This is a genomic window from Micromonospora arida, from assembly GCF_042873195.1.
GTDB lineage: Bacteria > Actinomycetota > Actinomycetes > Mycobacteriales > Micromonosporaceae > Micromonospora > Micromonospora arida.
The window spans coordinates 661,988-675,895 of sequence record NZ_JBIALC010000002.1 but is presented as its reverse complement, the minus strand read 5'-3'; the positions used below and the strand labels follow the sequence as shown (position 1 = coordinate 675,895).

General features: G+C 71.1%; 12 protein-coding genes. 11 read left to right on the top strand and 1 reads right to left on the bottom strand.

Annotated features, from left to right (window positions below):
* Positions 1-10: 10 nt before the first annotated feature.
* From ACFYP0_RS09795 to ACFYP0_RS09775, 5 genes are all read left to right on the top strand, one after another.
* A complete protein-coding gene (locus tag ACFYP0_RS09795; protein WP_355493680.1) occupies positions 11-940 on the top strand; it encodes an aldose 1-epimerase family protein in 930 nt (309 codons plus the stop codon).
* The gene (locus ACFYP0_RS09790; protein ID WP_355493681.1) at positions 940-1,542 is read left to right on the top strand and encodes a nitroreductase family protein; all 603 of its coding nucleotides are present in this window, start codon (positions 940-942) and stop codon (positions 1,540-1,542) included. Before ACFYP0_RS09795 ends, ACFYP0_RS09790 begins: the two co-directional genes overlap by 1 nt.
* Before the next feature lie 187 nt (positions 1,543-1,729).
* Positions 1,730-2,035 (top strand): type II toxin-antitoxin system VapB family antitoxin, encoded by a 306-nt coding sequence (locus tag ACFYP0_RS09785; protein ID WP_030329612.1) that lies wholly within the window; start codon positions 1,730-1,732, stop codon positions 2,033-2,035.
* Positions 2,036-2,078: 43 nt separating this feature from the next.
* Entirely contained in the window at positions 2,079-3,242 is a 1,164-nt protein-coding gene (locus ACFYP0_RS09780) for an acyl-CoA dehydrogenase family protein (RefSeq protein WP_124859127.1), read from the top strand.
* 99 nt (positions 3,243-3,341) lie between these two features.
* Positions 3,342-4,214, top strand: coding sequence for a DUF4230 domain-containing protein (locus ACFYP0_RS09775; RefSeq protein ID WP_355493682.1), 873 nt, complete (start codon positions 3,342-3,344; stop codon positions 4,212-4,214).
* A gap of 280 nt (positions 4,215-4,494) precedes the next feature.
* On the opposite strand, the gene ACFYP0_RS09770 is transcribed toward ACFYP0_RS09775, so the two are convergent.
* Complete coding sequence (locus ACFYP0_RS09770) at positions 4,495-4,704, bottom strand: PspC domain-containing protein (RefSeq protein WP_030486383.1); 210 nt, start codon at positions 4,702-4,704, stop codon at positions 4,495-4,497.
* A 404-nt stretch (positions 4,705-5,108) separates the two neighbouring features.
* Between ACFYP0_RS09770 and ACFYP0_RS09765 the strand changes: the two genes are divergently transcribed.
* The 6 genes from ACFYP0_RS09765 to ACFYP0_RS09740 all read left to right on the top strand — a co-directional run bounded on the left by ACFYP0_RS09765 (position 5,109) and on the right by ACFYP0_RS09740 (position 13,832).
* Positions 5,109-6,479, top strand: coding sequence for an L-serine ammonia-lyase (locus ACFYP0_RS09765; RefSeq protein ID WP_355493683.1), 1,371 nt, complete (start codon positions 5,109-5,111; stop codon positions 6,477-6,479).
* Positions 6,480-6,550: 71 nt separating this feature from the next.
* Positions 6,551-7,378, top strand: coding sequence for an ABC transporter permease (locus tag ACFYP0_RS09760; RefSeq protein ID WP_112581809.1), 828 nt, complete (start codon positions 6,551-6,553; stop codon positions 7,376-7,378).
* A gap of 1 nt (position 7,379) precedes the next feature.
* Positions 7,380-8,126: an ABC transporter ATP-binding protein gene (locus ACFYP0_RS09755; RefSeq protein WP_112581808.1), complete on the top strand. Its 747-nt coding sequence runs from the start codon at positions 7,380-7,382 to the stop codon at positions 8,124-8,126.
* Positions 8,123-10,183, top strand: coding sequence for a DUF5941 domain-containing protein (locus ACFYP0_RS09750; RefSeq protein WP_386995309.1), 2,061 nt, complete (start codon positions 8,123-8,125; stop codon positions 10,181-10,183). Before ACFYP0_RS09755 ends, ACFYP0_RS09750 begins: the two co-directional genes overlap by 4 nt.
* Positions 10,184-10,197: 14 nt before the next feature.
* Positions 10,198-12,408: a bifunctional glycosyltransferase/CDP-glycerol:glycerophosphate glycerophosphotransferase gene (locus ACFYP0_RS09745; protein ID WP_355493684.1), complete on the top strand. Its 2,211-nt coding sequence runs from the start codon at positions 10,198-10,200 to the stop codon at positions 12,406-12,408.
* Between the two features lie 125 nt (positions 12,409-12,533).
* Positions 12,534-13,832: an ABC transporter ATP-binding protein gene (locus ACFYP0_RS09740; RefSeq protein ID WP_355493685.1), complete on the top strand. Its 1,299-nt coding sequence runs from the start codon at positions 12,534-12,536 to the stop codon at positions 13,830-13,832.
* Positions 13,833-13,908 lie beyond the last annotated feature (76 nt).

The following is a 13,908-nucleotide window of genomic DNA, read 5'->3' as shown; positions in this document are numbered from 1 at the left end:
GGTCGCCGGCATGGAAAGCCCCGATCCGCGCCCGTTCTCCGGCGCCCAGTGGACCATCTCCGCCGCCGGCCACGAGGCCGTCATCGTGGAGGTCGGCGGTGGGCTCCGGACGTACCGGCACGACGGTGTCGACCTGCTCGACGGGTACCAGACCGACGAGGTCTGCCCCGGTTGCACCGGGCAGGTGCTGGCACCCTGGCCGAACCGGATCCGCGATGGTCGCTACTCGTTCGACGGGCGGACTCACCAGCTCGCACTGACCGAGCCGGAGCGGCGCGTGGCCATCCACGGGCTGGTCAACTGGGTGCCGTGGCAGTTGCTGGAGCAGTCGGCGGACGCCGTGACGGTCGGCTACGACCTGCCGCCGCAACCCGGCTACCCGTGGCCGCTGCGGCTGCGCAGCAGGTGGAGCGTCGACGCGGACGGGCTGCGCGCCGAGCACGAGGTGATCAACATCGGCGGGGAGTTGGCCCCGTTCGGCTTCTCCGTGCACCCGTACCTGCAACTGCCGGGCGTCGCGGTGGACGACCTGGTGCTCCGGCTGCCCACCCGGAGCCGGGTGCTGGCGGACGGTCGGCTGCTGCCGGTGGGGGTGACCCCGGTGGCCGGCACCGAGTACGACTGGACCAGCCCTCGCCGGATCGGCGCGGCCGTGCTGGACTCCTGCTTCGGCGACGTGGTCCGGGACGCGGACGGCGGTTCGTCGGTGAGCCTCGCCGCTCCGGACGGTTCGGCCGGGGTGAGCATCTGGGCGGACGCCGAGTTCGGCTGGTGGCAGGTGTTCACCGGGGACGCGCTCACCGGCGAGCGGCACCGCCGCTCGGTGGCGATCGAGCCGATGACCTGCCCACCGGACGCGTTCCGGTCCGGCAAGGACCTGCTCACCCTCAAGCCCGGCACGACCTGGCGAGGTGCCTGGGGCATCCGCCCCGGCGCCTGATGGAGTTCGCTGAGGTCGTCCGCCGACGGCGGATGGTGCGCAACTACGACCCGGACCGCCCGGTCCCGCCCGACGTGGTGGACCGGTTGCTCGACCACGCGGTCCGCGCGCCGTCGGCCGGCTTCGCCCAGGGCTGGGGTTTCCTGGTGTTGGAGGAGTTGGCCGATCGGGACCGGTTCTGGGCCGCCACCACCCCCGACGGCGGTGGGCGGGAGCGCTGGCTCGCGGGCATGCGCCGGGCACCCCTGATCGTGGTGCCGCACGCCAACGAGTCGGCCTACCTGCGGCGGTACGCCGAGCCGGACAAGGGCTGGACGGATCAGTCCACGGACCGCTGGCCGGTGCCGTACTGGCACGTGGACGCCGGGTTCGCGGTGTTGCTGATGCTGCTCACCGCGGTGGACGAGGGGCTGGGGGCGTGCTTCTTCGGCATTCCGCCACAGCGGCTCGCCGCCTACCGGGACGCGTTCGGCGTGCCGGCGGAGTATCAACCCATCGGCGCCGTCACAATCGGTTACCGTGCGGCCGACCATCGGTCACCATCGTTGCGCCGGGGACGTCGTCCGATGGACGAGGTAGTGCGGCGCGGCCGGTGGAACTGACGCCGACGTCCCGTTCGTCCGGTTGAGGATCGGACGAGCGGTAGCGAAACTGACATCATGGAGCAGAACGTAGCGTGCGCTGGGCGGCTAGGCTGGCACGGTCATCGGTGCCGCGCCGCGCGGTGCCCGCCGCGGCCCGGCTCGGCGCCGTCGGTCGGCCCGGCCACGGGGAGGGGAGCGTGCCGTCGTGATCTTCAGAGCGGTCCGGGACGGGCGTCCCTATCCGGAGCACAATCTGACGCTCAAGCAGTGGGCGGAGATCCCGCCGAGGCCACTGCGCCTGGATCAGATGATCACCACCAAGCGCGAGTTGGCGCTGGACAAGCTCCTCGCCGAGGATTCCACCTTCTACGGTGACCTCTTTCCGCACGTCGTGCAGTGGAACGGCGGGCTCTACCTGGAGGACGGGCTGCACCGGGCGCTGCGCGCCGCCCTCCAGCAGCGCAACCAGATCCACGCGCGGGTGCTGGTGCTCTCCGAACCCATCGAGTGACGAGCCTTCTTTCCCGCGCTGAACCTTCGTTAGGGTGGCGTCCATGACCGCTGCGCTGGACCTGCTCGACCTGGACCCGTCGCTCAGCGAGGAGGAGCGACAGATCCGTGACGTCGTCCGCCAGCTCGTCGACGACCGGGTGCGACCCCACGTCGCCGACTGGTACGAGGACGGCAAGGTGCCCGCCCGGGAGTTGGCCCGCGAGTTCGGCAAGCTCGGCCTGCTCGGCATGCACCTGACGGGCTACGGCTGCGCCGGCGCCTCCGCGGTCGCCTACGGGCTGGCCTGCCAGGAGCTGGAAGCCGGCGACTCCGGCCTCCGATCCCTGGTCTCCGTGCAGGGATCGCTCGCCATGTACGCCATCTGGCGTTACGGCAGCGAGGAGCAGAAGCAACGGTGGCTGCCGTCGATGGCCACCGGTGAGGCGATCGGCTGCTTCGGCCTGACCGAGCCGGATCACGGCTCCGACCCCGCCTCGATGGCCACCCGGGCCCGCCGCGACGGCGACGACTGGGTGCTCACCGGCGGGAAGATGTGGATCACCAACGCCCCGATCGCGGACGTCGCGGTGATCTGGGCTCGCACCGACGAGGGAGTGCGAGGTTTCGCCGTACCCATGGACACGCCCGGCGTCACGGCCCGGGAGATCCGCCGCAAGATGTCGCTGCGCGCGTCGGTGACCGGCGAGATCGTGCTCGACGACGTCCGGCTCCCGGCCGACGCCCAGCTGCCCGAGGCGGTCGGGCTGAAGGCGCCGCTGAGCTGCCTCACCGAGGCCCGCTACGGCATCGTCTGGGGCGCGGTAGGCGCGGCCCGCGACTGCCTGGAAACCACAGTGGCGTACGCGACCAGCCGCACCCAGTTCGGTCGCCCACTGGCCGGCTTTCAGCTCACTCAGGCGAAGCTCGCCGACATGGCCGTCGAGTTGGTGAAGGGACAACTGCTCGCGCTGCACCTGGGTCGGCTCGCCGACGCCCGGCGGCTGCGGCCCGAGCAGGTCAGCGTGGGCAAGCTGAACAACGTGCGGGAGGCCCTGGCCATCGCCCGGCAGTGCCGCACCATCCTCGGCGCCAACGGCGTGTCCGGTGAGTACCCGGTGATGCGGCACGCCAACAACCTGGAGAGCGTGCTGACCTACGAGGGCACCTCCGAGATCCACCAACTGGTCATCGGGCAGCGGCTCACCGGGCTCTCCGCGTTCGCCTGACCTGCCCGTTTGTCGCTTCCTGGCGCTCGCCGCGCGCCTGTCGTATCGGGGCCGTACCGTCATTGACAGACGACGTGTCTGACGAGGACGGTGAGCGTGATGGCCCGCGACGCTGGCAGCAACGAGCCCACGAGAGAGTTCCCCGGTTACCCGACCGGTGACGATCTCAAGGCGCGGTCGACCGCGACACCCGACTGGACCACGGATACGCCGGGTGACCCCGGCGAGCCGGCCGGTCCCGGTGGGCCTGCGGGCCCGGGCGGGCCTGGAGGCCCCGGTGGTCCCGGTGGCCCGACGAGCGGTGGCGACGGCCCCGGTGGTGGCGGTGGCGGTGGGGCGGCCCGAGGCCTGCTCCTGCTGCTCGGCGCCGCCGCGCTGGCCGTGGTCGTGCTGCTCGGCATTCAGGCGACCGGCATCCTGCCGGAGTTCCGCAACCCGTTCGCCAAGGAGCAGACCGACCGCAGTCAGCCACCGCTGCTGAAGTCGATCCAGGACCTCAGCCGCTACGTGGCCGCGGAAGGCAACTTCCAGGTCGTGGTCGACACGCAGAACGACCGGCGCAACGTTCCAGACTTCCTGCTCAACGAGCGCACCCTGTTCGTCGGGGCCGGCAGCGTCGAGGCGTACGTCGACTTCACCAAGATCGCTGAGGGTGCCGTCGTCCAATCCGCCGACGGCAAGTCCGTCGAGATCAAGCTGCCCGCGCCGCAGTTCGGTGAGACCAACCTCGACATGGAGAAGAGCTACGTCTTCGCCGAGCAGCGCGGTCTGCTCAACCGACTCGGTGACCTGGTCGGCAACGACCCCAACCGGCAGCAGCAGGTCTACCAGCTCGCCGAGGACCGGATCACCGCCGCCGCCAGGGACAGCGGGCTCTCGGCCCGAGCCGAGGAGAACACCCGCAAGATGCTGGAGGGGCTGCTCCGCTCCCTCGGCTACCAGCAGGTCACGGTCACCTACATAGCCCCCTGACCTGCTCCCGTACGTCGAAGCGCCCGCCCCGACTTTCCGTCGGAGCGGGCGCTCCCGTTTGGTCCCTCACGGGGCGGGCCGCCGCCCGGAATTTGCGCCCCAGGGCGTCCCCGGGCGACCCCGGTGGCCCCCAAGCTGCCGCCCTGGCCGGAGTCGATCACCCGATGTGCCGGATCTGTGATGCCCGCGGGCTGGTATCCGAGCAATCTTGGACAGTTTCCGTCAGGTGCTGACGGAAACTGTCCAAGATCTCTGACTACGTGGGGTGCGCGGGGCGCGATCAGTGGCCGGTGGAGGCCAGGTAGCGGTCCTCGTTCGGCATCAGCACCCACAGGATCAGGTAGACGATCACCTGCGTGCCGGGCAGCAGCAGCGACAGCAGGAACAGCAGCCGGACCATTCCGGCCGACATGCCGAACCGCCGTCCGAGGCCGGCACAGACGCCGGCGATCATGCGCCCCTCGCGGGGCCGGACCAGTTTGCGACTCATCGTCGTACTCCCACTCTGCGGCGGTGCGCCGCGTCTGCAATCCACGGTAGAAAAGGATGGCCACCTCGCCCTCGGTCCCGAGGAGGAGCGGCAACCCGTGGACCCGTAGGTGCTTTACCCGGGCAACCCCCCGCTGACGCCTCCCCGACCCGCCCGCGCCCCGCCGGGCGGAAATCGTGCTCGACCCTGGGGGAGGCGTGCGCCGGGCGGGAGAGACGGTGGTCGGGCGTTCACGTCCCGAACCGGGTGGGCGGTGAGCTGGGCGGGTAGGCTGATTGATCGGCCTTCCACACCCCGGAGGGCCGGCACCCCATACCCCGGACGGTCACGAGCGGGGCCGCCAGACCGGCGGTCGCGACCCGGCCGGGTCCCGTACGCCGGGACGACGGCGAGGAAGCGCAGCCATGATCAGTGTTTTCGACCTCTTCAGCGTCGGTATCGGGCCGTCCAGCTCACACACGGTGGGGCCGATGCGGGCCGCGCGGACGTTCGTTGGCGGGCTGAAGGCCGACGGGCTGCTCAGCGACACGGCACGGGTGCAGGCCGAGCTGTTCGGCTCGCTGGGGGCCACCGGGCACGGCCACGGCAGCGGCCCGGCGGTGCTGCTCGGGTTGGCCGGCGAGTCGCCGGAGACGGTCGACACGGACACCGTCGGTCCTCGGGTCGAGCGGATCCGGACCGAGCGGCGGATCAACATCCTCGACGCGCACGAGATCGACTTCGACCCGGATCGGGACCTGACGCTGCACCGCCGCCGGTCGTTGCCGTACCACCCGAACGGGATGACGTTCGTGGCGTACGACAGGGCCGGCGCCGAGCTGCGCAGCCGCAGCTACTACTCCGTCGGTGGCGGGTTCGTGGTGGACGAGGCGGCGGCCGGGGCGGACCGGATCAAGCCGGACAGCACTGTGGTGCGGTACCCCTTCCTGACCGGGGCGCAGCTCCTCGACGTCACCACCCGCACCGGGCTGTCGATCAGCGAGGTGATGCTGGCCAACGAGCGTTCCTGGCGCAGCGAGGCGGACATCCGGGCCGGTCTGTTGGAGATCTGGCGGGTGATGCAGGAGTGCGTGCAGCGCGGCTGCGAGCGGGACGGCGTACTCCCTGGGGGGTTGAAGGTCCGGCGGCGCGCGGCGGAGCTGCGGCGCGGCCTGGAGGCGGAGGCCGGGACGGCCGACCCGCTGCACGCGATGGACTGGGTGACGCTGTTCGCGCTCGCGGTCAACGAGGAGAACGCCGCGGGTGGCCGGGTGGTCACCGCGCCGACCAACGGTGCAGCCGGGATCATTCCGGCGGTGCTGCACTACTACACCCGGTTCGTGCCGGACGCCGATGACGAGGGTGTGGTGCGGTTCCTGCTGACGGCGGGCGCGATCGGTGTGCTGTTCAAGGAGAACGCCTCGATCTCGGGCGCCGAGGTGGGCTGCCAGGGTGAGGTCGGTTCGGCGTGCTCGATGGCGGCGGCGGGGCTGGCCGAGGCGCTCGGTGGCACCCCGGAGCAGGTGGAGAACGCGGCCGAGATCGGGATGGAGCACAACCTCGGGTTGACCTGTGACCCGGTGGGTGGCCTGGTGCAGATCCCCTGCATCGAGCGGAACGCGGTGGCTAGCATCAAGGCGATCACGGCCGCCCGGCTGGCGCTGCGCGGCGACGGGGTGCACAAGGTGTCGCTGGACAAGGTCATCAAGACCATGCGGGAGACGGGCGCCGACATGAAGGTCAAGTACAAGGAGACGGCGCGTGGCGGTTTGGCCGTCAACGTGATCGAGTGCTGAGTCCGGTCGATTCGGGGCAATCGTTCACCGACTGCTAACCTGTCGTCCGTTTCACGAGGCGGGAGGCTGCGGTGACCTCTGGCGTCGCGGCGTTGTGGTCGCACCGCAACTCGCTGCGCATCCTGGTCAGGCGGGATCTCGCGGTCAAGTACCAGCAGTCGGTGCTGGGCTACTTCTGGTCGCTGATCGAGCCGCTCGGCATGGGCGCCATCTACTGGTTCGTCTTCGGGGTGCTCTACTCCCGGGACACCGGTCGGCACCTCGGTGAGGCGGCCGGGTCGTACCCGTTGTTCCTGATCACCGGCATCTTCGCCTGGATGTGGACCAGTTCGGCGCTGAGCGAGGCGACGAACGCGCTGACCGGGCAGTCCCGGCTGATCACCACGATGAACGTGCCGCGTCAGGTCTTTCCGATCGGCCGGGTCACCGGTCGGTTCGCCGAGTACGCGGCCGGCCTGCCTATCCTGATCGCCATCGCGGTGATCTACGCGGTGCACGGTCGGATCCACCCCGGTTGGTCGCTGCTCTCCCTGCCGCTGGCGGTGGCCGTCCAGGCCGTCCTGTTGACCGGGCTCGCCCTGCTGCTGTCCGCGTGGAACGTGCTGATGCGCGACGTGGAACGGCTGATGCGGCTGATCATCCGGGTGCTCTTCTACGCCACGCCGATCATCTATCCACTCAGCCTGGTCCGGGAGTCCGGGCTGCCCGGCTGGTTGAAGGTGGTGTACGAGCTGAACCCGCTGGTCGGGATCTTCCAGCTGCACCACGCGATCTGGTATCCGGACGAGTTCCCGGACGCCCGGCTGCTCGCCACCACGATCGTCGGAAGCCTGCTGGTGCTGGCCGCCGGTTGGTGGTCGTTCCGCCGGTTGGAGCCCGCCGTGCTCAAGGAGCTCTGAGGTGGCTGCGCCGATCATCGAGGCCGACGGCCTGGGCATTCGGTTCGTCCGCAATCGTCGCCGCCAGCTGCGGCTGCGCGAGTTGTTCATCCACCGGGGGGCACGCGGCGCGTTGCCCGGCCAGTTCTGGCCGTTGCGGGACGTGTCGTTCACCGTGCAGCCCGGCGAGACCGTCGGGGTGATCGGGCGCAACGGCACCGGCAAGAGCACACTGCTGCGGCTGATCGCCGGGGTGCTCATACCGGACGAGGGCAGCATCCGGGTGCACGGCGCGGTGGCGCCGTTGCTGGAATTGTCCGCCGGTTTCTCCAACGACCTGACCGGGCGGGAGAACCTGCACCTGGTCGGTGGGCTGCACGGGCTGTCGACGAGCTACCTGAAGCGGCACTTCGACGAGATCGTCGAGTTCGCCGGTGAGCAGGTGGAACGGGCCATCGACACGTCGGTGCGGCACTACTCGTCGGGGATGAAGGTGCGGCTGGGCTTCGCGATCATCTCGCACCTGCCGCACCCGATCCTGCTGATGGACGAGGTGACCGCGGTCGGGGACGCGGAGTTCCGCAAGAAGTGTTACGCGACGATTGATCGTCTGCTCGGGGAGGGGCGCACGCTGGTGCTGGTGTCACACAACGAAAAGGACCTGACCCGGTTCTGCCGTCGGGGGTTGTACCTCGACGCGGGCCGGTTGACGCTCGACGGCACCATCGCCGAGGCGCTCGACGCATACCACGCCGCGGTCCCGCGGTGACGCTCGCGATCGTGCTCGCCGCCGGGACGCCCGCGGCGGGCCTGACCACGGCGACCGGTGAGCCGCTGGCAGACCGGCTGGCCGCCCAGTTGCGCCTGGCCGGGGCGGACGAGGTGCGCTTCGCCGCCACCCTCGACGAGCTGTCCGAGCTGGTCACCACCGCGACCGCCCCGGTGCTGGTCACCGGCACGGACCTGGTCGCGCACACCGCCGTACTGCGGCACCTGGCCACCAGCCCGGTGGGTCCCACGGTGGCGCTGGTGCTCGGCGACCCGCCGGTGCCCGGTCGGACCGCCGTGCGGGAGGAGCGCGGCCAGGTGGTCGACGCCGGCGCGTTGAACGCCCTCGACGGTGACGCCACCGGCGTGTTCGGCGGCGCGCTGCGGGTCGGCGTGGACGACCTGCCGAACCTCGCCGCCGCCGCTCGGGCCGCCGCGTCCGGGATGCTCCCCGTCGCCGCCCCGATCGGCCCGGCCGGCGACGTGGCGCCGCTGCCGGCGACCGGCGGGGCCGGGTCCGGGGGGTCGGTCGCGGCCGGTGGCCCCGGGTCCGCCGTGGACCGGCTCTTCGCGGGTCTCGCGGCGCTCGGCACCCTGATCTTCGCCCAGCGGGTACGCCTGCTCGTCGCCCACCGGGTCGAGGACCCGGCCGGGCTGACCGCTGCCGAGGCGGCGGTGACCGCGGTCGACGAGGACCGGGCCGAGCTGCGACTGTCGGTGAAGGAGAAGGACGACTTCTTCTCCACCTACTTTGTCAGCACCTGGTCGCCGTACGTGGTCCGGCTCTCGGCCCGGCTCCGGCTCACCCCGACCGGGGTGACGGCGATCTCGGTGCTCTTCGCGTTGGGCGCGGCGGTGCTGTTCGGGGTCGGTGGGCGGCCCGCGCTGGTCGGTGGCGCGGTGCTGCTCTACCTGGGCTTCGTGCTGGACTGCGTGGACGGCCAACTGGCCCGTTACACCCGGCACTTCAGCGCCTGGGGTGGCTGGCTGGACACGATGGCGGACCGGGCCAAGGAGTACCTGGTCTACGCCGGGCTGGGCTTCGGGGTGAGCCACGCCGGGCTGGGCAACGGGTGGGCGCTCGCGATCGCCGCGATGACGTTGCAGACCGTCCGGCACATGACCGACACCTGGTACGGGGTGCTGCACGACGAGGCGGCCCGTCGCCCGCGTACGGCGACGAACGCCAGCGGCGGGATCGGTGACCGGCTCAACGCGGCGTCGACCCGGGTGCAGGCGGACACCGGCTCAGTGTCGTACTGGCTGAAGCGGACAGTGGTCTTCCCGATCGGTGAGCGGTGGGCGCTGATCGCGCTGACCGTGGCGCTGTTCAACCCGCTGGTGAGCCTGATCGCGGTGCTGGTCTGGGGGGTCCTGGCGTTCGCGTACACCGGGGCGCTGCGGACGCTGCGGGCCCGCTGGATGTGGGTGCCGGTGCTGGACACGGTCGACGCCACCCTGCACCGCGACGACGGCCCGCTGGCCCGCTGGTTGCCGGTGGTCCGCCCGATGGGGCCGCTGACCCTGGCGGTGATCGCCGCGCTCGGCCCGGCGGTGCTGCTGGTCGCGGCGCTGCTGGCGGATGCGCCCGTCGGGCTGCGCTGGGCGGTGCCGGTGGCGCTGCTGGTGCTGCTGGTCGGCGGCCTGGGTGCCGGGGCGGCGCACAACGGTCCGCTGGACTGGCTGGTGCCCGCGGCGTTGCGGGCTGCCGAGTACCTGTTCGCCATCGCGGTCGGGGTGGTCGGCGAGGCACCCGGCTGGCTGATCTTCGGGTACGTCTTCGTGCTCACCGTGCACCACTACGACCTGACCGCCCGCCTGGAGAAGCGGCAGGCGGCACCGCCCCTGCACGCGGCGACGCTGGGCTGGGAGGGGCGCTCGGTGCTGCTGGCGCTCGCGGCGATCGCCGGTATTGCGGGTATCGGACTGGCTACACTCGGTGCGTACCTTCTCGTGGTTTTCGTGGTGAGCGTCGTCCTGGCCTGGTTCGTGCGACCGGCCCGTAGCGCGCGGGCGTCGGTGGCGCCGGCGGGCGCTGGAGGTGCCGTGCCGCGCTGACGGAGGGCGGCCGGATGACCCTGATCAGCTTCGTGGTGCCGGCCTTCCGAGTGCAGGGATACCTGCGGGAATGCCTGGACTCCATCCTCGGTCAACCGGAGACCGACATCGAGGTGATCGCCGTCGACGACTGCTCGCCGGACGCCAGCGGCGACATCATCGACGAGTACGCGGCCCACGACCAGCGGGTCCGCTCGGTCCGGCTGTCGGAGAACGTCGGCCTCGGTCCGGCCCGCAACATCGGGCTGGACCGGGCCGTCGGCGAGTACGTGTGGTTCCTCGACGGCGACGACTGGTTGGCTCCGGAGTGCCTGACCGAGGTCGCCGAGCGGTTGCGGGTCACCCGACCGGACGTCCTGCTGGTCGACCACGTGCGCACCCACTGGAACGACACCGCCACCCGCAGCGCGATGGCCGAGGTGTTTCCGGAGTCGCCGGGCCCCGGCACCTTCCGCCTGCGGGAGCGGCCGCAGGCGATGCACCTGCTGCACACCGCGTGGAACCGGCTGGTCCGTCGGGAGTTCCTCGCCGACCTGGGGCTACGTTTCGCGCCCGGCTGGTACGAGGACGTCTCCTTCAGCTACCCGGTGCTGATGGCCGCGCACCGGATCGGCGTCCTCGACCGGGTCTGCGTCAACTACCGCCAACGCCGCGCCGGCGCGATCACCCGGACCCGAGGTGACCGGCACTTCGAGGTCTTCCCGCAGTGGCACCGGGTCTTCCACCTGATGGATTCGTGGGGGTCGGCTACGGAGGCCCTGCGGCCGGCGGTCTTCGAACGGATGATCTGGCACTACCTGACCGTGCTCGGCAACGGTCAGCGGATCGCGCCGGAGCTGCGGGAGGCGTTCTTCGCGCAGATCACCGCGGACTACCAGCGCTGGCTGCCCGCCGGCGGCTATCCGGTGCCGGACGGGGTCGAGGGGATCAAGCACAAGCTGGTCGCCTCCGGCCGGTGGCGCACCTTCAGCGCGTTGCGGGCCGCCAGCCGGGCCCGCGACGCCGCGCGCCGGCAGGCCCGCACGGCGCGGCGCAAGGTCGGCCCGGTCGCCCGGCGCGGTGCCCGGCTGACCCGGGACGGGCTGCTGCGCGAGTACTACCGGGCCGAGTTGCGGCGGCCGGTCGACCCGACGCTCGCGGTGTACGCGGCGTACTGGTACCGCGGATACTCCTGCAACCCGGCGGCCATCTACGAGGACGCCCGCCGGTTGGCGCCGGGGGTGCGCGGGGTGTGGGTCGTGCGCCGGGACCGGGTGGACAGCGTGCCGGCCGGGGTGGAGTACGTGGTGGCCGGCACGCCGGCGTACTACCGGGTGCTCGCCCGCGCCCGGTGGCTGGTCAACAACGTCAACTTTCCGGACTTCGTCCGCAAGCGACCGGAACAGGTGCACCTGCAGACCCACCACGGCACGCCGGTCAAGGTGATGGGGCTGGATCAGCAGCGCTACCCGATCGGCGCGGGCCGGATGGACTTCGCCGGGCTGCTGCGCCGGGTGGACCGCTGGGACTACAGCGTCAGCGCCAACAGCTTCTCCACCCAGATGTGGGACCGGGCGTACCCGGCCACGTACACCACGCTGGAGGTGGGGTACCCGCGCAACGACCGCCTGGTCACCGCCAGCCCGGACGAGGTGCGCCGACTCCGCGCGGAGTTCGGCCTCGACCCCGACGAGCAGGTCGTCCTGTACGCCCCGACGCACCGCGAGCACCTGCCCGGCTACCGGCCGCCGTTCGACCCGGACCGGTTCGTCCAGGCGCTGGGTGAGTCGGGCCGGTTGCTGATGCGCAGCCACTACTTCCACGACCGTGATCGACGCCCCGGCCGGCCGAGGGACTGGGAGCGGGTTCGTGACGTCAGCGGCCATCAACGGGTGGAGGATCTCTATCTGGTGGCGGACGTGCTGGTCACCGACTACTCGTCGGCCATGTTCGACTATGCGGTGTTGGACCGGCCGATCGTGCTCTACACCCCGGACTGGGAGGCGTACCGGCTGGCCCGGGGGGTCTACTTCGACGTCACCGCCGAACCGCCGGGCGCGGTAGCCTCCACTTTCGCCGATCTGCTCGACCTGTTCCGTGCCGACGGGGTGCGCTCGGACGCGGCGACCAAGGCCCGCGAACATTTCCGGGCCCGGTTCTGCACGTTGGACGACGGGCGGGCGGCGGAGCGAGTGGTACGGCAGGTGTTCCTCGGGGAGCCGGGCGAGCGGTCCACGCGCTGCTGATCGCGGCTTCTGTCGTGTAATAGCACCGTCATCGATCGAACATGAGACGTTTACCCGATGTCACAAACCCATGATCCTGGTCACAGTCTTGTGGGGTTCGGTCGACGCGCGCTGGGGGGAAGACGGTGAGCACCGTCACGCTCAAGGATGTGACCAAGGTTTTCCGAGATGGCACGCTGGCCGTCGACAGCATCAACCTCGATGTGAACGACGGCGAGTTCATGGTGCTGCTTGGGCCGTCCGGGTGCGGCAAGTCGACAGTGCTGCGAATGATCGCCGGGTTGGAGGAGCCGACCACCGGCGCGGTCATGCTCGACGGGGAGGTGGCTAACGACCTGCCCCCACGGGACCGCAAGATCGCCATGGTCTTCCAGGACTTCGCCCTCTACCCGCACATGAGCGTTGGCGACAACATCGCATTTCCGCTGCGGCTGGCCGGGGTCGAGCCCGAGCCGCGGGGCGAGCGGGTCAGCGACGTGGCGAGCGCGCTGGGCATCGGTGACGTGCTGGCCCGCAAGCCTGGTCAGCTCTCCGGCGGGCAGCGGCAGCGGGTGGCGATGGGGCGCGCGATCGTCCGCCGGCCCGGCCTGTTCCTGATGGACGAGCCGTTGTCCAACCTGGACAGCGGCCTGCGGGCCGAGTTGCGCGCGGAGATCTCCGGCCTGACCCGCGAGCTGGGCGTCACCACTGTCTACGTCACGCACGACCAGGCCGAGGCGCTCACCATGGCCGACCGTGTCGCCATCATGCGCCGCGGCGTGCTCCAGGACGTGGGCACACCGACCCAGGTGTACGGGCGGCCGGCGACGCTCTACGTGGCGGCGTTCCTGGGCAGCCCACGGATGAACCTGTTGGAGGCGTCGGTCTACGTTCATCTCGACCGGTACGTCACGCTCAACCTTGGCGACCAGTCGCTCTACCTGCCCTGGAACGACATCCGCAGTCGGGCGGTGGCGCACTACCACGGTGAGCGGATCGTGGTCGGCATGCGGGCCGAGGCGCTCACCCCGGTCGCACCGGACAGCCCCGGCGACGTGCTGCGCGGGCGGATCCGCTACCTGGAGCACCACGGGCACGAGTCGTTGGCGTTCCTCGACATCGGCGCGACCGCGATCGTGGTCGACGAGATGGGTGCCCCCCTCGAACCGCCGCCGGTCGGCCAGCGCGGCCTGCGCCGCTTCGGCTCGGTGATGCAGCGGCTCACCGGCAAGCCGGTGGAGGCGCAGGAGGCCTCGCCCAGTGGCGTCCAGACCAGCGTGCTCCCCGACCCGGGCCGGCACCACCGCCGCCCGGCGGAACTGGCGGTGCGGCTGGCGCCGTACCCGGCGGTCAGCGCCGGTCACCCGCTCGCCGTCTCGGTACGGATGGACGCGCTGCACTTCTTCGACGAGCGCGGCGACCGGATCGACGTGGGTTGGCGCTGACGGGGTGGCGGGCCCACCACCCGGTGCCCTACGGTCTGCCCACCCAGTCCACTGTGAAAGACCACCGAGAGGGGTG